This is a genomic window from Bacteroides sp. OM05-10AA (assembly GCF_003439055.1).
GTDB classification, from domain to species: domain Bacteria; phylum Bacteroidota; class Bacteroidia; order Bacteroidales; family Bacteroidaceae; genus Bacteroides; species Bacteroides intestinigallinarum.
Genome location: NZ_QSUR01000041.1, coordinates 16516 through 37864 on the forward strand (window position 1 = coordinate 16516; position 21349 = coordinate 37864).

The following is a 21349-nucleotide window of genomic DNA, read 5'->3' on the forward strand; positions in this document are numbered from 1 at the left end:
TTCTGTCTATTATTTGCACACTTCTCGTGTTTTTATGCAGAAAGTTCCTATCTTTGCACAAAATTTAACTATTAAAAGATATGAGTTACAACTTGTTGAAAGGAAAAAGAGGTATTATCTTCGGTGCTTTGAACGATCAGTCTATTGCCTGGAAAGTGGCAGAGCGTGCCGTAGAAGAAGGTGCAACCATTACATTATCAAATACTCCGATGGCTATCCGTATGGGAGAAGTCGATGCTTTGGCCCAAAAATTAAATTGCCAAGTTGTTCCGGCAGACGCCACTAGCGTAGAAGATTTGGAGAATGTATTCAAGACCTCCATGGATATACTGGGTGGACAAATTGATTTTGTACTCCACTCTATCGGTATGTCTCCCAACGTGCGCAAGAAACGTACTTACGATGACCTTGACTATGGAATGTTGGATAAGACATTGGATATTTCAGCTGTTTCATTCCACAAAATGATTCAGTCGGCCAAGAAACTGAATGCTATTGCTGATTATGGCTCTATCGTTGCTTTGAGCTACGTAGCCGCACAGCGTACTTTCTATGGCTATAATGATATGGCAGATGCAAAGGCTTTGTTGGAGTCTATTGCTCGCAGCTTCGGTTACATTTACGGACGCGAACATAGCGTACGTGTGAACACGATTTCACAGTCGCCTACATTTACTACTGCCGGTTCGGGCGTGAAGGGTATGGACAAACTGTTCGACTTCTCCAACCGTATGTCTCCGCTCGGAAATGCAACGGCTGACGAATGTGCCGATTATTGTATCGTGATGTTCTCCGATCTTACCCGTAAGGTGACTATGCAGAACTTATTCCATGACGGTGGATTCTCCAGCGTAGGTATGAGTCTTCGTGCCATGGCTACTTACGAGAAAGGACTCGATGAGTACATGGACGAAAATGGTAACATCATTTACGGATAAAAGATTATGAAACTACGGATCTCTCTTCTTATTATATTAATGAGTATGCTTTTCACCTCCTGCGGGATAAGCACAGGAAAGGGTACGGAGCAGAAGGAAGAAGAGATTTCTGTTCTGAGATATGATAAGCTGTTGAGCGAATATGTTCGCTCCAACAGCTTTTCTGCTATGCAGAAGTTGACGATGGACTACCGTATGCCGACGAAAATCCTGATTGAGGATGTATTGTCTATCGGTACGGTGAAAGATGATACCATCTCGCAACGTCTGCAAAAATTCTATTCGGATACGACTTTGGTTCGTTTGCTTAGCGATGTAGAAGCAAAATATCCTAATCTGGATGAAGTGGAAAAAGGACTTAGCAAAGGATTTCGGAAACTGAAAAAGGAAGTGCCTGATACGAAAGTGCCGTTTATCTATTCGCAAGTATCCGCTTTCAACGAATCTATTATTTTAGTGGATTCTTTATTGGGAATCAGTCTTGATAAATATATGGGGGAAGATTATCCTCTTTATAAGCGTTTCTATTACGATTATCAGTGTCGCTCGATGCGCCCGGAACGGATTGTGCCGGATTGTTTTGCTTTTTATCTTTTGAGCCGTTACGGTATGAACTATCATGAAGGTACTTGTCTGATTGACTTGATGATGCATACGGGGAAGATCAATTACGTAGTGCAAAACTTATTGGGATATAGTGATATTGGTGAAGCAATGGGGTATTCTAAGGAGGAAAGCGACTGGTGCAAGGATAATGAAAAGGAGATATGGAATTATATCTGTACCAACGATCATCTGCATGCTCGTGACCCGATGGTGATCCGCTATTATATGAAGCCTGCTCCTGCTGTTGATATGTTGGGTGCTCAAGCTCCGGCATTGATAGGTACATGGATGGGAGCAAGAATCATTGCTTCTTACATGAAAAAGCATAAGGATATGAAGCTGAAAGATCTTCTGGAATTTACTGATTACCACGAAATGTTAAGTGAATCCAACTACCTGGCTTCCTGAATCGTTTCTCTTTCTTATTTCTCAATTTTTAATTTTCAATTCTCAATTTAATAAGTGGAAACTGCCCTTTATTTGTTGCCCGTGACTTTAGGCGATACACCTATTGAAAAGGTGTTGCCTTCTTATAATAAGGAAATTATTTCCGGTATCCGGTATTTTATAGTCGAAGATGTTCGTTCTGCCCGTCGTTTCCTGAAAAAGGTGGACCGGGAGATTGATATTGATGCGTTGACATTTTATCCGTTGAACAAACATACTTCACCTGAAGATATTTCCGGTTATCTGCAACCTTTGGTAGGCGGAGCTTCAATGGGAGTTATCTCCGAAGCCGGTTGTCCGGCGGTAGCTGATCCGGGAGCGGATGTAGTTGCCATCGCACAACGTAAAAAACTGAAGGTAGTTCCTTTGGTTGGACCCTCTTCAATTATTCTTTCCGTGATGGCTTCGGGCTTTAACGGGCAGAGCTTTGCGTTTCATGGTTATCTGCCGATTGAACCGGGGGAACGTGCCAAGAAACTGAAAACATTGGAGCAGCGTGTGTATGCTGAAAATCAGACACAACTTTTCATTGAGACGCCTTACCGGAATCATAAGATGGTAGAAGATATTTTGTTAAACTGCCGTCCTCAAACAAAGCTTTGTATTGCTGCCGATATTACATGTGAAGGAGAGTATATACAGACGCGTACAGTGAAGGACTGGAAGGGACATGTGCCTGAATTGTCTAAGATTCCCTGTATTTTTCTCTTATATAAATAACGCCTTTCAGGTGTTCATATTCATCTTCGAAACAGCTACTGAAGAAGCCTTTTCCCAAGTTTTCCTCTATCTGTTTGAAGCTCCATAGCTTACTGTTTTTAAAGCGAGGGGTACAAAGGATGGAATCATCCTTGATATCAACGATGAATAAGTAGATAAGACGATTGGTTACTTCATTCTCAAAGTGATAAACGATATTGAACTCTGGTTTGATATCTTTCTCATGCGGGAAAGCATTGTTAATCAAGCGGGTGGCACCTGCCTCTAAAGATTCTCCATAACGGAGATAACATTCCATGGGAATGTCCACTTTTCCTTTGTCCAAAATGGCTGTTGACGGTCTGTCGCAAAGGAACAGCATTCCATGAGTGGATATGGCAATTCTTATCACCGGATTGATGTATGCGTTCTTATAATTAACAGCTTCTATCGCAGGGGTTTTCCCGATCACGTCTCCTTTTGTATTCACAATAGGAACATATTCCGTGTGAGACATTAGGTGATTGAAGAAACGGATAGCGATCTGGTTGAACAGGATGCTCATAAGAAAGACAGTAGGAGGTAACACTTTATAGAGTACAAACAGACTTGTCTTACTTAGTGGGTTTTGGAAAATGACGGTGATGCTGATTATAATAAAATGCAGTATTCCGAAAATCAAGGCAATGCGGGCAGATACAACGGCGGCTTCTGCTCCCTGAGCATATAAACGTTTGTTGCAAGAACCTATCTGTTTTAAGAAGTGGTTGATAAACCTTTTCTTATGCATATAAAGACTTAGCATTGGAATGAGAATACTGACTTCCAGAGTAAGCGGGAGTGCACCGGGGGGAACATAATCACCGGGAATGAGAGCTGCTACGGATAATAGTGCCAGCACTCCGGTCGCTATATAGAGGATAAAATTAGGAATTAACAATCCTTTACGTCGATAAGAAAGGTATATTCCTATAATACCTATACCTGTACCGATGTAAATAGCCGTGTCTTGCGTTATAAGTTCACACAATAAAATGGAAATAATAACGGGGATAAAACCCAGCGACATGTTAAATGCGGAAGAAAGTATTCCTTTATGATCCATCTCTATATTTATGTTTATTTGTCGGTTTTATCTATAAAACAAATAGTGTATGTGTTTTGTTTGCTAACGAATATGTTTCTCTGCATGGTAGGAGGAACGAACAAGGGGAGCACTCTCTACGATGTTGAATCCTTTCTCTAAACCAACTGTTTTATATTTCGTGAATTGCAGCGGAGTGATGTATGCCGCAACGGGATAATGCCGATGACTCGGTTGCAGGTATTGCCCTATGGTAAGAATCTGGCAACCGGTTGCTAACAGATCGTCCATCAATGTTTCGACTTCCTCCGGAGTTTCACCCAGTCCGACCATTATGCCGCTTTTAGATTTGACTCCCTTTTCGGAAATGTGTCTGATAACCTGTAAGCTTGTATCATAATTTGCTGCACTGCGGACTAGTGGACTAATGCGGCGCACAGTTTCCATATTGTGTGATATGATGTCGGGGCGGGCGTCAATTACTAAATCTACCAACTCCATTCTGCCTTGAAAATCCGGAATCAGTACTTCAATGGTTGTCTGTGGATTCAACCGTTTTATTTCCCGGATGGTACGTGCCCAATGTTCTGCTCCCAAATCAGGTAAATCATCCCGGTCTACAGAGGTGATGACGGCATGATCCAGTTTCATCAGTGCGATGGATTCTGCTACATGGGTAGGCTCGTTTGCATCTAACGGATGGGGACGTCCTGTCTGTGTGTTGCAAAATTTACAGCTACGCGTGCAGATGTCACCGCCAATCATGAAGGTGGCTGTTCCTTTTCCCCAACATTCCCCCATATTAGGGCAACGCCCACTGCTGCATATCGTGTGCAAGCAGTGGGAGTCGACAATTCGCTTTGTTTCGGTGTATCGTTCGTTGGCACCGATATTAATTTTCAGCCATTCGGGCTTACGTACTCTATCCGTCATTATAAGTTGTTCAAGAAGAAGTTGGTCAACCGTGTGTACAGGTGTTGGCGGGTGTTGCCACCATATATTCCATGATTACGGTTCGTGTACACTTGCATATCAAATTGTTTTCCAAGCTGGACTAACTGCTCGGCATATTCTGCACAGTTCTGGAAGTGAACATTGTCGTCTGCCATACCATGTACCAGCAACAAGTTTCCATGAAGTTTGTCGGCACGGGTGAAAGCTGATGATTCCTTATATCCTTCCGCATTTTCTTTGGGAGTGCGCATGAAACGTTCGGTGTAAATCGTATCATAGAAACGCCAGTCGGTCGGTGCGGCTACGGCTACTCCGGCTTTGAATACAGGAGTTCCCTCGCTCATGCTCATAAGAGTCATATATCCGCCATAACTCCAACCCCAGATACCAATGCGGTCTTTGTCCACATACGCTTGTTTGCCTAGGTAAAGCGCTGTTTCCACCTGGTCTTTGGCTTCTTTGACTCCGATTTTCAAATAGGTACATTTCTCAAAAGCTTCTCCACGGCCTCCAGTGCCACGACCATCTACACATACCACGATATAACCGAGGCTTGCCATGTATGTCTCCCAGCTGATTCCCCAAGTATCCAATACCTGTTGGGAACCCGGGCCACTATATTGATACATCAGTACCGGATATTTTTTGGATGCGGAGAAATTAACCGGTTTCATCATCCAGCCGTTCAACTTCACGCCATCTGTAGTCTGGAAAGTAAAGAACTCTTTTTGTGGTACTGCATATCCGGACAATGTTTGTTTCAACGCATCATTTGTAATAAGCGTTTTGAGCGTTTTGCCTGAATTATCGTTCAAGGTAACCAACATAGGAGTATCCAAGCTGGAGAACTTGTTCATATAATACTTCATCGATTTGCTGAAGAGAGGCGTATTGGTTCCTGCCTGTTGAGACAATTTGGTCTTTTTGCCTTTCTTATCTATTTTATAGACAGCCTTGCGCAGAGGACTCTCTTCGTTGCTGGTATAATAGAAAGAACCATCTTCTTCATCATATCCCAGAAAATCTTTCACTTCGAACTTACCGTTAGTAACCTTTTTAATCAAGTTACCTCCCATGCTATACCAATAGAGATGACTGTAACCGTCACGTTCGCTAAGCATGCTGAAATATTCGGGATAGAACTGGATGTTATCGAAAATATTCTCCTTTATGTAATAAGGAGATTCATCACGGAGCATTAGTTTGCAAAGTGTTGAGCGAGGATCGGCAAAGTAGAGGTCGAAACGGTCTTGATGACGGTTTAATGTCATGATAGCCAATTTGTTGGCATCCTTTGTGAAACGGATGCGTGGAATGTATCCATCTGCATCCAACGGGAGTTTCATCGTACGGGTGACGTGTGACTTGATGTCATACGTGCGTACTTCTACTTTCGAATTCGGGTATCCGGCTTTCGGATACTTGTAGGTATATTCACCCGGATAATCTTTTAAGGCATCAATACGGGGTGCCTGTCCGGCAAATACCGGAAAAGAGTAGGAGGGAACTTCTGACTCATCGAAGCGGATGAAAGCGATCAGTGTATTATCAGCGCTGAATTCCAAAGCACGGTCGAAACCGAACTCTTCTTCATACACCCAGTCGGGGATGCCGTTGATTACAGAGTTCTGTTTGCCATCCTCCGTAATTTGGCTTTCACTGTTGCCATAAAGCAGCTTAACAAGAAATATGTTATTGTTGCGGACAAAAGCAATCATTGTACCGTCTGGAGAAAAGACGGGGACCTGTTGAGGTCCACCGTCAGACAGCCGTTCAATAATGTTGTTTGTCGTAACGCCCTTATCATTTCGTTTCAAAGGGTAAATGTAATGTACAGCTGTGTATGAATGCCTATATATAGGTGTCGTTTTAGTAGCAATCAGTAATTTCTGACCGTCGGGCGAGAACTGGTAACTGTCGAAGTTCTTGAAGTCACATTCGCGTGTAGTGCTTACATCGAAAATCACTTCTACTTTCTCGCCTGTTTTGAAAGAGTATTTAATGATTTGCGTGCCGTCGGCGTTCATCTGCGTGTAGTGTTCGCCATCAGGCATGGGGATTACTCCCTGGATATTTTCCGGGCGGAAACGTCCGGAGGTGATATCTTTTAAATCGAGTGCCTTTTGTCCTTGTGCCATTCCGGTCAGACAGAGAAGGCAGAGTAATAAAGTGATGCTGATCTTTTTCATCTGCTTTTATAATCGGTTTTGGTTTTAATTCGTACTTGCAAAAGTAACAATAAACTTAGATTCAACAAAGCCTGACCGATTTTTATATAGATTTGATAAGGATTATTGGGTGAGATTCAATATCTTTGTGAAAAGGACTTTAAACATTACCACTATGAATTCAAAAAGAAAAGACTTGCAATATGCTTCTGTCTTCTTATTGGCCGTAGCATTGACATTCCTGTTGGGGAAGGGGGATAATCTGTGGTTGGTATCGTGGGGTGACTTGATACCGAGTTTGTTTGTGCTGTTCATAGCAGGTGATTGTTTGCATAGTTCCCTGCTCCGTATCAAACGCGGCGAAGAGGATGGAGGAGCCCGGTGGAGTACTTGTTTCACTTTTCTGGTATTCAGTATTGTTTTTATGGGCGACTTATTTTATATCGGCAACTTTATTGTGAATAAACTGTGGGGCTAAAGGATTAGTAGAAATTCTGCTTCACAGGTATTTAATAGTAAGATTTTCTTCTTAACTATATCTTTTAGTTTACTTTAACTAGATAAATTAGTTTATGAACTAAAACTTTTCGTTATTTGCAGCAAACAAAGTTGCAGATATGAAAGGATTAACAGCAAAAGAAGAAGAAATCATGGGCTTTTTCTGGGAAAAAGGCCCCTTGTTCGTGAAAGAAATGTTGGCTTTCTATGAAGAGCCCAAGCCGCATTTTAATACATTATCTACGATTGTGCGTGGGCTGGAAGAAAAAGGCTTTTTAGCTCACTATACTTTTGGGAATACTTATCAATACTATCCCGTAGTCAGCGAAGAGGATTTTCGTAAAGGAACGTTGCGGAATGTGATTAGCAAGTATTTTAATAATTCTTATCTGAATGCTGTTTCTTCTTTGGTTAAGGAGGAAGATATTTCGCTGGATGAATTGAAACAACTCATTCACGAAGTGGAACAGGCTGATAAGAAACACTAATCTTTTTAACGAAAATCTATGCTATGGGAGTTTTCTTCATCTATATATTAAAATCGTCAGTTTGTCTTGTTTTGTTTTACCTGTTTTTCAGGTTATTGCTTAGCAAGGAAACTTTTCATCGTTTCAATCGAATGGCTTTATTGGGAGTGTTGTTCTTTTCATTACTCATTCCTTGTATCGAAGTAACTACCCGGCATCAGGTTGAGGTGCAACAGGCTATGCTTTCCATCGAGCAGTTGCTACTGATGGCAGAGTTGGAAGCTACCCCTGTTGATGCTGATGTAGTGCAGGAGACGTCGGCTATATCTTGGGTACAGGTGGTTCTGCTGGTTTATTTGGCGGGCATTCTGTTTCTTGCCTGTCGCAATATCTATTCTTTGATTTGTCTCTTCCGGTTGATACATTCCGGTAAACATGAGAAGTTGGAGAAAGGGGTTACACTTGTGGTGCACAATCAGGAGATAGCTCCGTTCAGTTGGATGAAGTATATTGTCATCAGCCGGAAAGACCTGAAGGAAAACGGGAGGGAAATCCTTATTCATGAAATGGCTCATATTCACCATCGTCATTCAGTTGACTTATTGGTGGCGGATATTTGTATCTTTTTCCAATGGTTCAATCCCGGTGCATGGTTGTTGAAACAGGAGTTGCAGAATATTCATGAGTACGAAGCGGATGAGACTGTAATCAATGAGGGTGTAAACGCGAAGGAATATCAACTATTATTAATAAAAAAAGCTGTTGGCACAAGGCTCTACTCTATGGCCAACAGCTTTAATCACAGTAAACTTAAAAAACGTATCACTATGATGTTAAAAGAAAAATCGAATCCGTGGGCACGGTTGAAGTATTTGTATGTACTTCCGTTGGCAGCTATTGCAGTAACTGCTTTTGCCCGTCCTGAAATCTCTGAAAAAATGGAAGAGATTTCTGTTGCCAAAGTTAATGATTTGGCAGCAATTGTAGAAAAAAAGAGTGAAGAAAATGTTGTTAAGGAACCGGCTGATACTGCTAAAAATAAGGTGATAGTAGTAGGGTATCGTGCAGAAAAGAAAGATTCTGTCTTAACATCTGGAGAAAAGAAGGTGGCTCTTTCGGTGCGGGAAGTTTCAGGTGAAGAAAAACCTTTAGTTATTATTAATGGGAAGGAGTCGGATTATGAAGTGGTAAATGCTTTGAATCCGGAACGTATTGAGAGTATCTCGGTTATAGGTGCTGAAAAGGCTATCAAGATTTATGGGGAAAAGGCCAAGGATGGATTGATGGATATAAAGCTATATTCGGAAAAGAAGTTTAAACCGAAAAAGATAGAAGTAGGAAGTCTTAATAAAACAAGGTTAGACGCATTGAATAGTGGGGCTAAGAATTGGGGTGTTACGTTTCATTCTGCTACTGGAGGGAAGCCTTTGATTATTATTGATGGCAAAGAGGCTTCTGGTGATGATCCTTTGGCAAATATATCTCCTGATCGTATTAGAAGTATATCTGTATTGAAAGATAAGAATGCTTTGGCGGCTTATGGTGATAAGGGGAAGAATGGAGTGATTGAGGTGAATCTTTTAGTAAAGGAGGAGTATCAAGTCCGTCAGATTCCTATTCGTACTGTGAATGATACAGTAACTTCAACAATAAAAATAACCGTATCCGAAGAATAACAGCGGATTTTCAAATACTCTCTATTTTCAAATACGGTCAAAATACATTATGATAAGAATTGACGGAGGTACGCTAGTATCTCCGTTTCTTGTTCCGGATGGAACCATTGTATTTCTTCATCTCTTTTGAACCAAGTCATCTGTTTACGCGAATAAATGCGGGAGTTTTGCTTGATTTTATCTATGGCAAAGGGGAGTTCCCATTCTCCATCCAGATACTTGAACAGTTCTTTATAACCTACTGTATTGAGCGAATTGAGGTGGCGATAGGGAAGTACCGAGCGTACTTCTTCCAGTAATCCTTCCTCTATCATCTGATCTACCCGACGGTTAATACGGTCATACAATTCTTCCCGGTCGCGAGTCAGACCGATTTTTAGAATGCGGAAAGGACGTTGCTTTTTTTGTTGGGTGCGAAAAGAGGTATAAGTGCGTCCGGTCATATAGCAAATTTCCAATGCATGAATTACCCGTTTGGGATTCTTTAGATCCACTATCCGATAATATTCCGGATCTAGCAGGCGAAGTTCTGCACAGAGTTGTTCAAGTCCTTCCTCCTCATATTTCTGTAGCATGAGTTGACGGGTTTCCGCATCAACGGTAGGAATATCGTCGATACCTTTACAGATAGCATCTACATACATCATTGAGCCACCTGTGAGAATCACGACCTCGTGTTGCGTAAATAATTTCTCGAGAATTTCCAACGCTTCTATTTCATATTGGGCGGCGCTGTAATAGTCTGTAAGGTGGAGTGTACCAACCAATTGATGAGGGACACGTTTAAGTTGATCGGGAGTAGGAGCTGCCGTGCCTATTTTTAATTCGGCATAAAGCTGTCTTGAATCGGCAGATACAATACTTGTCTGAAAAGTTTCTGCTAAGCGCAGGCTCAATTCCGTTTTCCCTACACCTGTAGGACCTATAAGAACGATGAGAGTAGGCATTGGGCTTTTAAGTATTAAGTATTGAGTATTAAGATGTGTGCGGAACTAAAAAATATTAGGTATTAACTGCCTGGCGCTGCATAGCAATTAATACCTAATACCTAGTACTTAATACTTAGAATTTTTCTTCTTCGTATGGAGTACTTGCGTCGCCGCCTATGTCGAATCCTTCCTGATCGAAGTCTTCCATGTCGAAATCTTGGTCTCCATAGAAGTTTTCATCCAGATCAAGAGAACCGCTGGCAGCGGCCATTTCTTCAAAATCTACCGTTTGTTTAGGAGCATCTCCTGATTTCTTGGTACATTTGGCGCCATCCATATCTTTTCCGGTGATAATTTCGGATAGTTCGATGAAGAAACAACGTTCTGTTATGTAATCGAATACATATAGCAGTTTCTGTTTTTCATCTTCTACCAGTTCACTGATAGCAGTCTCTTTCATTACCCAGCTATCCATTTCCGGATTGTCGTCCATTTCTTCCAAGGTTACTTCTTTTCCTTTTTCCCAATCGTCATCGCAGATAAAGAAAGAAGTCATCTGGTCGTTTTTGTACCCTACTGATTTCAGTATTGCTTCATGGAAGTCATAAAAAGTAGCTTCCGGATCAATTTGTATTTCTCTGACAAAATCGTCAACTTCATCAGATATGATAGTAAATCTGTATATCATAATATGACTATTTTGAACTGTTTATTTAATGATACCACGTTCTGAATTACGGATGAAATCGATAATATAGTCAATTTCCGGACTTTTTTCAAATTCATCTTCTATTTTTTTCAATGCTTCTGTCGTGTTCAAACCACTTTGATAAATGATACGATATGCATTGTGAATACTTTCGATCACTTCATTGGCAAAACCACGACGACGCAGGCCGATGATGTTGATTCCACTAAAAGCAATCGGTTCGCGTCCTGCGATGATGTAAGGAGGAATATCTTTACTGAAGCGGCATCCGCCCTGAATCATTACATGACTCCCTACATGACAGAATTGGTGCATCAATACATTGGCGCTGACAATCGCATTATCATCAATAATGATTTCACCTGCCATCTTGGTAGAGTTACCGATGATACATCCATTACCAACTAATGCGTCGTGTGCCACGTGTACACCCTCCATCAGTAAATTGTTATTTCCTACAATCGTGCGCCCTTTAGCTGCTGTACCACGGTTGATTGTTACATTTTCACGAATCAGATTATTATCCCCGATTTCGGCTGTTGATTCCTCACCGCGAAACTTAAGGTCCTGCGGAATGGCTCCGATTACGGCACCCGGAAAAATAGTGTTTCCGTTACCAATACGTGAACCATATAAAATATTGGCGTTAGCCATAATTTTATTGTTGTCGCCGATAACTACGTTCTTATCTATAAATACAAAAGGCGCAATTTCTACATTTTCCCCAATTTTAGCTTCGGGATGAATATACGCTAAAGGACTTATCATGCTTTTAATATATCAATTATTACTTATTTTTCACTATTTGTGCCATGAACTCTGCTTCGCAAACAACTTTCTCGCCAACAAATGCATATCCTTTCATAGTAGAGATGCCACGGCGGATAGGTGCCAGCATTTCTACACGGAAGATAATAGTATCTCCCGGCACTACTTTCTGGCGAAATTTTACTCCATCTATTTTCATGAAATAGGTAGAATAACGTTCAGGTTCGTCTACTGAATTTAAGACAAGTAAACCACCGACTTGTGCCATTGCTTCTACTTGAAGTACTCCCGGCATAACAGGTTCTTGTGGGAAATGTCCCTGAAAGAAAGGTTCGTTAGCTGTGATATTTTTGATACCTACAATGTAATTAGCACCAATCTCAATCACTTTGTCAACCAGTTGGAAAGGATAGCGGTGTGGCAACAATTCGCGGATACGGTTTACATCCATTACCGGCTCACGGTTACAGTCGTAACTTGGCGCCTGTATTTCGTGCAAACGGATTTCTTTCCGCATTTGGCGTGCAAACTTATTATTGATAGTATGTCCGGGACGGGTAGCAATGATCCGGCCTTTTATCGGTTTACCGATTAAAGCAAGGTCACCGATTACATCCAACAATTTGTGGCGGGCACATTCGTTTGCCCAAACCAACGGTTTGTGATTGATATAGCCTAATTGTTCAGCGTCCATGTGAGGTACTCTCATCACATCTGCCAACTTGTCGAAACTTTCCTGTGACATTTTACGCTCGTAGATGACGATTGCATTGTCCAGGTCACCCCCTTTAATCAATCCGGCGGAGAGCAGCGGTTCTATTTCGCGAACAAAGACGAAAGTACGGCTGGCAGCCACTTCGTCTTTGAAATTATGCATATCCTCAAGTGTAGCAAACTGATTCGGGATAATGGTTGAATCGTAAGAAACCAGTACATTCAGACTGAAATTCTCGTCAGGAAGTACGATGATAGAAGAACCAGTCGTTTCATCCCGGAACTCAATTTTAGACTTGATAATATAAAAGTCTTTGACGGCATTTTGTTCTACTGTTCCTACACGTTCTATTTCTTGTACATAATATTGTGCACTACCATCTAAAATAGGAAATTCCGGTCCGTTAACCTGAATAAGGCAGTTATCAATGCCCAATGCGTAGAGGGCTGCCATACCATGTTCAACGGTGCTTACTTTGACTCCATTCTTCGACAATACAGTACCACGAGTGGTTTCTGTCACATTGTCGGCTACTGCATCGATAGTTGGTTGTCCTTCTACGTCAATGCGCTGGATTTTATATCCATGATTGTCCGGAGCAGGATTAAATGTTACAGTGAGATCAAGTCCAGTGTGAAGACCTTTCCCGCTCAGTGAAAAGCTATCTTTCAGCGTTTTTTGTTTCAGCATTGGTTACTTATTTACTTATTTAATAGTTGTTTTAATTCTTCTATTTCTTTGCGCAAATTACGCAATTCTTTCTGCATATCCGGTAAGCTTCTTTGTGCGACGGATGCTTTGAAGTATTGCTTCAGTTCCATAGGAGGAGTTCCGATAAGCTGGCTACCGGATTTAATATCTCCGGGTACACCTGACTGTGCACCTAAACCAACTTTGTCTCCTATTTTGGAATGTCCTGCAATACCTACCTGACCTCCTATCATACACCATTCACCAATTTTGGTAGAACCGGCAATTCCGGCTTGTGCAGCCATTACGGTATGCGAACCTATTTCATCATTATGTGCTATTTGTATCAGATTGTCTAATTTGACACCACTATGCACTACCGTAGCTCCCATTGTAGCACGGTCTACACAAGTATTAGCACCTATATCTACTTTATCTTCCAGAATAACAATTCCGATTTGCGGAATCTTATCGTATCCGTTCGGGGTGGGAGCAAAACCAAATCCGTCAGCTCCGATCACTGCACCCGAGTGTAGAATACATTCGTTACCTATGCGGCAATCATGATAAACATTTACATTAGAGTAAAGCAAGCAACTGTTGCCTATCTTCACGCCATCTCCAACAAAAGTGTGTGGATAAATTTGGGTATTATCTCCGATCACGGTATTTTCACCGATATAGGCAAATGCACCGATGTATACGTTCTCACCAATTTTGGCGCTGGGTGCAACGAAAGCTAATGAATCTATACCTTGTTTCTTAGGCTTGCTCATCTCATAAAGATTGAGTAATTTAGCCAGACTTTCATATGCATTGTCTACTTTTATCAGAGTAGTTTTAATTTCGTGCTCGGGAGTGAAGTCCTTATTAACCAGGACAATGCTTGATTGTGTCTCGTAGATGTAAGGTGTATATTTGGGATTTGACAGGAAAGAAATTGCTCCGGGCATTCCCTCTTCAATTTTAGCGAATGTGTGTACCGTAGCGTTTTCGTCTCCAATGATTTCCCCTTGGATAAATGCTGCAATTTGCTTAGCCGAGAACTCCATGTCTTTAATTTAAAATTTAATTAGTTCACAAATAACGGATTTTTTTTTCAGATTTCCGTGTTATTGCATGAATATTTTATACTTATCTGTGTAATCTCTGATAGCAGAGATAGTATTTCTTTACCTTTTTGGACAATAATGAGATGTTCAGCATGTCCGATGCTTCGGCAATATTTTTGATAGTGCCGTCTTTGTAGATAATGTCAATACTGTCATCTGCCGGGTCATACATATTCTTTTCGATGCTGGGGGTAGAGACAAAATAGTTCGCTTCGGAAAGGGTTATACCTAATTGCTGGCTGATGTGCAAAGTTAATTCTTTTTTTCTGTCCTCACTAATCGGTTCCGATGAAATTTCTACTTTAAAGATATTTCGGTTTATCATTCCCGTGCTTAAAGTAGAAAGTACCTTGTCTGCATGGGTGCTCCACACTTTCAAGGCTGTCCATATATCATTGTCGTCCAGTTGAATAAAATTCTCCAGACAGTCGGGATTATTATAGAACTCCGTAGGATTGATATCATTGTAAAGGAAAAAACGTAATGCGGGTGATGCGAACAGTTCCACTCCTTGTGATGCCAGTTCTTTAGCACGTAATAGGGTACTGATAAGCATTTTTTCGTATGCGACGGACGTCTTATGCAGATATACTTGCCAGTACATCAGGCGACGTGCCGTAAGGAAATTCTCAATAGAGTAGATCCCTTTGGATTCGATAACCAGGCGGTCGTCCGCTACATCAAGCATTTTTATAATTCGTGCGGAACCGATATTTCCTTCTGTCACGCCTGTGTAAAAGCTGTCGCGGCGAAGATAATCCAATCTGTCCATATCCAGCTGACCACTTACAAGTTGATGGAGAAAGCGTTTGGGATATTCGTCTTTGAAGATTTGAATGGCAAGACTAAGCTGACCGTTCATCTCTTTGTTCATCCGTTCCATCAGCATGAGGGAAATCTCTTCGTGGGAGACTCCTTTTACTATAGTATCTTCCAGTACATGTGAGAAGGGACCATGTCCTATATCATGTAACAGGATGGCCGCCTGTACAGCTTCCGCTTCGCTGTCAAAGATAAAATTACCTTTAGAAGCCAGTTGGGTGATAGCTTCACTCATCAAGTGAAAAGCACCTAAAGAGTGTTGGAAGCGGGTGTGTTGCGCACCGGGGTATACAACAGATGATAATCCTACCTGCTTGATGCGGGTAAGACGCTGCAAAAGGGGATGCCGTACTATATCGTACAGTAACCCCTTTGGAATATTGATGAACCCGAATACGGGGTCGTTAATTATCTTTCTTTCGTAAGGCATTCGTTTTCTTTAGAGATCCTTTTTCTCTTTTCAGAGAATTGCTTTGAGTTGTTCAGCCATTTGCGCCTGTACTTCTTGTGCGGCGGTGCGGGCAGCTTCTGCAAATTTCTCTGTTTTATCTACGTAGATGATACCACGTGAGGAATTAACAATTAATCCGCATGTACTGTTCATTCCGTATTTACAAACTTCTTCGAGCGAGCCGCCTTGTGCTCCTACACCTGGTACGAGAAGGAAATGGTTCGGAACAATTTTACGAATATCTTCGAAAGCACGTCCTTGAGTGGCACCTACCACATACATCATACGGTCGTCACTAGCCCATTCTTGTGATTTACGTAATACTTTCTCGAACAGACGTTCGCCGTTTACATCTTCTGTTAGTTGGAAGTCATGTGAACCTTTGTTGGAAGTCAATGCCAACAGAATCACCCATTTACCTTCATAGGTAAGGAACGGAGTAACGCTGTCTTCGCCCATATAAGGAGCTACCGTTACAGAGTCGATATTAAGTTCTTCAAAGAAGGTGCGGGCGTACATTGCAGAAGTATTTCCGATGTCACCACGCTTTGCGTCAGCGATGATGAATTGATCCGGATAGTTATCTTTGATGTATTTTACTGTCTTTTCGAATGCGATCCATCCTTTTACGCCCATGCTTTCATAGAAAGCCAGATTAGGCTTATAGGCGATGCACAAATCAGCTGTCGCGTCAATGATGGCTTTGTTGAATGCAAAGATCGGATCTTCTTCTTTCAACAGATGCTCTGGGATTTTCTTGATGTCAGTATCAAGTCCTACACAAAGGAATGATTTTTTGCGCTTTATGTTTTCAAATAATTGTTGCTTATCCATCTTATTATTTACTATTATACAATTTACTATTGACTATTTCTAAGAAATCATTCTCAACTATCAACTCTTCATTTTTCTAAAGTTCGCTTTCTTTCAAGCGTTCCGCGTTTTCTGCTACGATCAGGTGGTCGATACAGTCTTGAATATCCCCATCCATGAATGCAGCAAGATTATAAATCGTGTAATTGATGCGATGATCGGTGATTCGTCCCTGTGGATAGTTGTAGGTGCGGATTTTAGCAGAACGGTCTCCGGTCGATACCATTGTTTTACGTTTGGAGGCAATGTCATCGATGTATTTCTGATGTTCCTTGTCATAGATAAATGTACGGAGACGGGCCAAAGCACGTTCTTTATTTTTCGGTTGGTCACGTGTTTCGGTACATTCAATAAGTATTTCTTCGGCAATGCCTGTATTCGGGTTCTTCCAGATATAACGCAGACGTACTCCGGATTCTACCTTATTTACATTTTGTCCACCGGCACCACCACTTCGGAAAGTATCCCATTTGATTTCTCCTTCGTTGATGACTACATCGAATTCTTCAGCTTCGGGAAGTACCGCCACTGATGCGGCAGAAGTATGAACACGTCCTTGTGTTTCGGTAGCAGGAACACGCTGTACGCGGTGTACTCCCGATTCATATTTTAAAATTCCGTATACATTATCACCTGTAACGCTACAAACAACTTCTTTGAATCCTCCTGCTGTCCCTTCGTTTGCATTGGAGACTTCCATCTTCCAACCTTTGGTTTCACAGAATTTGGCATACATGCGAAAGAGGTCACCGGCAAAGATAGCTGCTTCATCACCTCCTGCACCACCACGGATTTCAAGAATTGCGTTTTTGCTGTCTTGCGGATCGGCAGGGACAAGCATCAGTTTGATTTCTTCTTCCAATACCGGAAGGCGCTCTTGACTATTGTCCATTTCTTCTTTCGCCATCTCGCGCATTTCGGCGTCCGATTCATTAGCAAGGATATTTTTAGCTTCTTCAATATTACCCAGTAATTGGATATATTCTTTCCTTGCTTTCATCAAGTCGTCTAATTCCTTATATTCTTTAGTCAACTTGACGTAACGTTTCTGATCGGCAATCACTGCCGGGTCTGTGATAAGGGTAGATATTTCTTCAAAACGGGCTACGAGTCCGTCTAATTTTTCTAATATGGTACTGTTATCTGCCATTCTTTAATATCTAAATTCTCCGAATTCGCTCTTAATGATTAATTCTGTTTGCTCACATGCTTCAACACGTCCTACAATCTGTGCCGGGATACCGAATGACTCGGAAATAGCAATTACTTCTTCTGCATGTTCCGGTGACAAGTAGACTTCGAGGCGATGTCCCATATTGAATACCTTGTACATTTCTGCCCAGTCCGTACCGCTTTGTTCTTGAATAGTTTTGAATAAGGGAGGAACAGGGAAAAGATTATCTTTTACTACACGAACGTTTTCAACAAAGTGTAAAACTTTGGTTTGTGCACCACCGGAGCAGTGTACCATTCCGTGGATTTCCGGGCGCAGTGCATCGAGTAATTTCTTCACTACTGGTGCGTATGTACGAGTAGGGGAGAGTACTAACTTACCTGCATCAATTGGAGAATCTTCTACACTGTCTGTCAGTTTTAACTTGCCGGAGTAAACTAATTCTTCAGGAACGGCAGCATCGTAGCTTTCCGGATATTTTTCAGCAAGATATTTTCCGAATACATCGTGACGGGCACTTGTCAAACCATTACTGCCCATACCGCCATTGTATTCTTTTTCGTAAGTAGCTTGTCCGTAAGAAGCCAGACCGACGATCACGTCACCCGGACGAATATTGGCATTGTCGATAACGTCTGAACGCTTCATGCGACAAGTTACGGTCGAGTCAACGATGATCGTACGAACCAAGTCGCCGACATCAGCAGTTTCACCACCGGTTGCGTATACCCCTACACCCATTTCACGGAGTTCGGCCAGCAATTCATCTGTTCCATTGATGATGGCGGAGATTACTTCTCCGGGAATCAACAGTTTATTACGTCCAATGGTAGAAGAGACAAGAATATTGTCTACGGCACCTACACAAAGCAGGTCGTCGATATTCATAATCAATGCATCCTGTGCAATACCTTTCCAAACGGACAAATCACCCGTTTCTTTCCAGTACATATAAGCAAGAGATGATTTGGTTCCGGCACCGTCGGCGTGCATAATGTTGCAATAGTCCGGGTCACCTCCCAATATATCGGGGATAATTTTGCAAAATGCTTTCGGGAAAATTCCTTTGTCGATGTTCTTGATGGCGTTGTGCACATCTTCTTTTGATGCGCTTACTCCACGCATCATGTATCGTTGATTACTCATGAGTTATAGAATTATATTGTATACGGCTGCAAAAGTACAGCTTTTTTTTGGTACAGCCAACTAGGTACTGGCAAATGTTAATCATTAACTATTTTACTTTAGAATATTCTCTTGAAAAGGAGAATAATAATAGAAAATTAAGAGTTAAAATCATAGTAATGAGAACTGTGATTTTAACTCTTAATATGTAAGGGCTTTATCAAATCTTTTTTAGAATTCTACTTTCGGAGCCTTCTCACTTCCTTCTTCTGCTTCAAAATATGCTTTCTTATCAAAACCGAACATTCCTGCAAAGATATTCTTTGGGAAACGGCGGATATTGGTGTTATAAGCCTGTGCAGCATCATTGAAATTTTTGCGTGCTACATTGATACGGTTTTCAGTTCCTTCCAGTTGAGCCTGTAATTCCAGGAAGTTCTGATTAGCTTTTAAGTCCGGATAATTCTCGGTAATAGCTAATAACTTGCCCAGTGCTGATGTTACAGCACCTTGTGCCTTTTGATATTGCGCCAGCTTTTCCGGTGTCAGATCGGCGGCGTCCACTTTAATTTGAGTTGCCTGGCTACGTGCGGCAACAACTCCCTCTAATGTTTCCTTTTCATGTGTCGCATATCCTTTCACGGTATTTACCAAATTAGGTATCAAGTCGGCACGGCGTTGGTATTGAGTCTCTACATTTGCCCATTGACCACTTACGTTCTCGTCCATAGTAACCAGACCGTTATATACACTTACTGCCCATATGACAAGGATAGCCACAACGGCTAAGATGATAATAATTGACTTCTTCATGTTGTTAATTATTCTATAGTTTTTGTTAATTTATCGGGGTTTTGACGAACGTCCCAGACTGTCACAATGATTACATCCTTATTAGCATCAACGTAATAAATAAGTTTATAACTAGTATCTACTACTAATGCTCTGTAACAGAGTGTAACTCTTTCTGAAGTGTTTAGAATGCTTCCCGCATTCGGGAAAGTTCTAAGTGTCTCTGCTTCTTTGATAAGTTTATTATGCAATTTAGCAGCTATACGTTCGTTTTTTGTATATTGTAATGTTTGTAAATAAACTAATTCTAGCGTTTGTAAAGCGGATTGAGTCCAAACAATATTTGTCATTTCATATAATATTTGAGAACATCCTCGTGTGAAACAACCCTTCCAGCTTTGACATCTTCCATACTTCTATTGATTGCAGTCTCTAATTCTTCTTGAGTATGTGGTAGTAACCATGATTTTTGTTCCAGTTCGTTGGAGAACCGAAGCATCTCTTTGAGCTGGTTATCTTCCATGAGCATTACCCGTTCCATAATTTTCTGCCTCATGGTGACGGCATCCATGCCGTAAGAAGCAGCTGGCTCATGGACAACTTTTTCTTGTTCTTGTTTTTCTTGATATTCCTTGTTCTCTTTCATTTTTTCCAGTCTTAATCATTGAGTAAAGTTACTAATTTATTTCGAAACTAGGACATTGTACAACATTTTTTTTAGAAACGTGAGCCGGCACCGCCACCGCCTCCCATTCCTCCGCCAAAGCTGCCTTCACCGAAACCGCCTCCGCCTCCTAAACTACCTCCGCCAAAGCCGCCGATAAATGGACCGCCTCCGCCACCTCCCCGGTGATGGTAGTCGCTATCATAACTTTGTTGACGACGTATGATGGTATGTCCGCAGTTTCTACATGTATAGGTGACATCTTCAGTTTTCACTCCGTTAATCCGGGATACGACTGCACTTCCGGTTCTTTGTAATTGGTGTTTACCGCATTTCGGACAACGGCTTTGCCTGCGTGCAGAAAAGAAAGCAAGACCTCCACCGATGACAATAAAGCAAAGGATGGCAAGAACAAAATCAAAGGAACCACCGTCGTTCGAATCGGAGAGGGCATCGTTTTCCATGGAATCGTCAAGACGCTGGCAAGTTGCTTTAAGACCAGCCACCATTCCTGCATTCCAATTTCCATCTTTCAGGTAAGGAATCATATATTTGGTTTGAATCCTTTTGCAGATCGCATCGGGGAGCACTCCTTCCAGACCATAACCGGTATAAAACTGGATACAACGTTGATCTGTGACCAACAAAATGACCAATCCATTATCTTTGCCTTTTTTCCCAACACCCCATTGGTTGAGTAGCTGGTGGCAGAAGTTGAAACAATCTTCTTCTCCGATTGAAGGAACTACGGCAACCACCGTTTCAATTCCTGTTTGTTGTTCCAAGGCATAAAGCATGGAGTCTATACTGTCACAAGCAGCCTGTGAAAGTATGCCGGCCGGGTTGCAAACATATTGCATTTTGTTTTGCAGGTGAACTTTCGGGAGGTTGTCCACCGTGTATACTTTCTCTTGAGCTTGTAGTGGGAACAGAAGAAAAGTAGCTAGTATAAAAGTCAATATTGATTTCATAACGATTATTTTACGTT

General features: G+C 41.6%; 22 protein-coding genes. 6 read left to right on the top strand and 16 right to left on the bottom strand.

Annotated elements, in window-relative coordinates:
* Positions 1 to 80 precede the first annotated feature (80 nt).
* Genes DXB58_RS23315 through DXB58_RS23325 form a run of 3 tightly spaced genes read left to right on the top strand, consistent with a single transcriptional unit; the run spans position 81 to position 2711 of the window.
* Positions 81 to 938 carry an enoyl-ACP reductase gene (locus DXB58_RS23315; protein ID WP_004324962.1) on the top strand — a complete coding sequence of 286 codons (858 nt, stop codon included), beginning with the start codon at positions 81 to 83 and terminating at the stop codon, positions 936 to 938.
* Positions 939 to 944: 6 nt separating this feature from the next.
* Positions 945 to 1952 carry a hypothetical protein gene (locus DXB58_RS23320; RefSeq protein WP_004304519.1) on the top strand — a complete coding sequence of 336 codons (1008 nt, stop codon included), beginning with the start codon at positions 945 to 947 and terminating at the stop codon, positions 1950 to 1952.
* Positions 1953 to 2006: 54 nt separating this feature from the next.
* Positions 2007 to 2711: an SAM-dependent methyltransferase gene (locus DXB58_RS23325; protein WP_122138420.1), complete on the top strand. Its 705-nt coding sequence runs from the start codon at positions 2007 to 2009 to the stop codon at positions 2709 to 2711.
* Here the strand turns inward: DXB58_RS23325 and DXB58_RS23330 are convergent.
* The 3 genes from DXB58_RS23330 to DXB58_RS23340 all read right to left on the bottom strand — a co-directional run bounded on the left by DXB58_RS23330 (position 2677) and on the right by DXB58_RS23340 (position 6917).
* A complete protein-coding gene (locus tag DXB58_RS23330; protein WP_004304521.1) occupies positions 2677 to 3795 on the bottom strand; it encodes a hypothetical protein in 1119 nt (372 codons plus the stop codon). The genes DXB58_RS23325 and DXB58_RS23330 overlap by 35 nt on opposite strands.
* A gap of 63 nt (positions 3796 to 3858) precedes the next feature.
* Positions 3859 to 4707, bottom strand: a complete 849-nt coding sequence (gene lipA, locus DXB58_RS23335; RefSeq protein ID WP_122138421.1) for a lipoyl synthase — start codon at positions 4705 to 4707, stop codon at positions 3859 to 3861.
* Positions 4707 to 6917: a S9 family peptidase gene (locus DXB58_RS23340; RefSeq protein WP_055167381.1), complete on the bottom strand. Its 2211-nt coding sequence runs from the start codon at positions 6915 to 6917 to the stop codon at positions 4707 to 4709. Before DXB58_RS23340 ends, lipA begins: the two co-directional genes overlap by 1 nt.
* 154 nt (positions 6918 to 7071) lie before the next feature.
* Between DXB58_RS23340 and DXB58_RS23345 the strand changes: the two genes are divergently transcribed.
* The 3 genes from DXB58_RS23345 to DXB58_RS23355 all read left to right on the top strand — a co-directional run bounded on the left by DXB58_RS23345 (position 7072) and on the right by DXB58_RS23355 (position 9537).
* Complete coding sequence (locus DXB58_RS23345) at positions 7072 to 7374, top strand: hypothetical protein (protein ID WP_004304524.1); 303 nt, start codon at positions 7072 to 7074, stop codon at positions 7372 to 7374.
* 139 nt (positions 7375 to 7513) lie between these two features.
* Positions 7514 to 7882, top strand: a complete 369-nt coding sequence (locus DXB58_RS23350; protein ID WP_009000503.1) for a BlaI/MecI/CopY family transcriptional regulator — start codon at positions 7514 to 7516, stop codon at positions 7880 to 7882.
* Positions 7883 to 7905: 23 nt separating this feature from the next.
* Entirely contained in the window at positions 7906 to 9537 is a 1632-nt protein-coding gene (locus tag DXB58_RS23355; protein WP_122138422.1) for a M56 family metallopeptidase, read from the top strand.
* 47 nt (positions 9538 to 9584) lie between these two features.
* Here DXB58_RS23355 and miaA read toward each other — a convergent pair whose 3' ends face one another.
* The 13 genes from miaA to DXB58_RS23420 form a co-directional block, all read right to left on the bottom strand.
* Positions 9585 to 10484: a tRNA (adenosine(37)-N6)-dimethylallyltransferase MiaA gene (miaA, locus tag DXB58_RS23360; RefSeq protein WP_122138423.1), complete on the bottom strand. Its 900-nt coding sequence runs from the start codon at positions 10482 to 10484 to the stop codon at positions 9585 to 9587.
* Positions 10485 to 10599: 115 nt separating this feature from the next.
* Complete coding sequence (locus DXB58_RS23365; protein ID WP_122138424.1) at positions 10600 to 11154, bottom strand: hypothetical protein; 555 nt, start codon at positions 11152 to 11154, stop codon at positions 10600 to 10602.
* A gap of 21 nt (positions 11155 to 11175) precedes the next feature.
* Entirely contained in the window at positions 11176 to 11943 is a 768-nt protein-coding gene (gene lpxA, locus DXB58_RS23370) for an acyl-ACP--UDP-N-acetylglucosamine O-acyltransferase (protein WP_004324969.1), read from the bottom strand.
* A 19-nt stretch (positions 11944 to 11962) separates the two neighbouring features.
* The gene (locus DXB58_RS23375; protein WP_004304529.1) at positions 11963 to 13348 is read right to left on the bottom strand and encodes a bifunctional UDP-3-O-[3-hydroxymyristoyl] N-acetylglucosamine deacetylase/3-hydroxyacyl-ACP dehydratase; all 1386 of its coding nucleotides are present in this window, start codon (positions 13346 to 13348) and stop codon (positions 11963 to 11965) included.
* Between the two features lie 11 nt (positions 13349 to 13359).
* Entirely contained in the window at positions 13360 to 14400 is a 1041-nt protein-coding gene (gene lpxD, locus DXB58_RS23380) for a UDP-3-O-(3-hydroxymyristoyl)glucosamine N-acyltransferase (protein ID WP_004304530.1), read from the bottom strand.
* 82 nt (positions 14401 to 14482) lie between these two features.
* Positions 14483 to 15712: an HD domain-containing protein gene (locus DXB58_RS23385; RefSeq protein ID WP_009000507.1), complete on the bottom strand. Its 1230-nt coding sequence runs from the start codon at positions 15710 to 15712 to the stop codon at positions 14483 to 14485.
* A gap of 30 nt (positions 15713 to 15742) precedes the next feature.
* A complete protein-coding gene (gene pyrF / locus DXB58_RS23390) occupies positions 15743 to 16567 on the bottom strand; it encodes an orotidine-5'-phosphate decarboxylase (protein WP_004304532.1) in 825 nt (274 codons plus the stop codon).
* Positions 16568 to 16643: 76 nt separating this feature from the next.
* Positions 16644 to 17756 (bottom strand): peptide chain release factor 1, encoded by a 1113-nt coding sequence (prfA, locus tag DXB58_RS23395; protein WP_004304534.1) that lies wholly within the window; start codon positions 17754 to 17756, stop codon positions 16644 to 16646.
* Between the two features lie 3 nt (positions 17757 to 17759).
* On the bottom strand, positions 17760 to 18926 hold the full coding sequence (locus DXB58_RS23400; protein WP_117936853.1) for an AIR synthase-related protein: 1167 nt from the start codon (positions 18924 to 18926) through the stop codon (positions 17760 to 17762).
* A 210-nt stretch (positions 18927 to 19136) separates the two neighbouring features.
* Positions 19137 to 19718 (bottom strand): LemA family protein, encoded by a 582-nt coding sequence (locus DXB58_RS23405; RefSeq protein WP_004304537.1) that lies wholly within the window; start codon positions 19716 to 19718, stop codon positions 19137 to 19139.
* 8 nt (positions 19719 to 19726) lie between these two features.
* The gene (locus DXB58_RS23410; protein ID WP_122138425.1) at positions 19727 to 20047 is read right to left on the bottom strand and encodes a type II toxin-antitoxin system RelE/ParE family toxin; all 321 of its coding nucleotides are present in this window, start codon (positions 20045 to 20047) and stop codon (positions 19727 to 19729) included.
* On the bottom strand, positions 20044 to 20343 hold the full coding sequence (locus DXB58_RS23415; protein ID WP_122138426.1) for a hypothetical protein: 300 nt from the start codon (positions 20341 to 20343) through the stop codon (positions 20044 to 20046). Before DXB58_RS23415 ends, DXB58_RS23410 begins: the two co-directional genes overlap by 4 nt.
* A gap of 71 nt (positions 20344 to 20414) precedes the next feature.
* Complete coding sequence (locus DXB58_RS23420) at positions 20415 to 21332, bottom strand: YgcG family protein (protein ID WP_122138427.1); 918 nt, start codon at positions 21330 to 21332, stop codon at positions 20415 to 20417.
* Between the last annotated feature and the right edge of the window lie 17 nt (positions 21333 to 21349).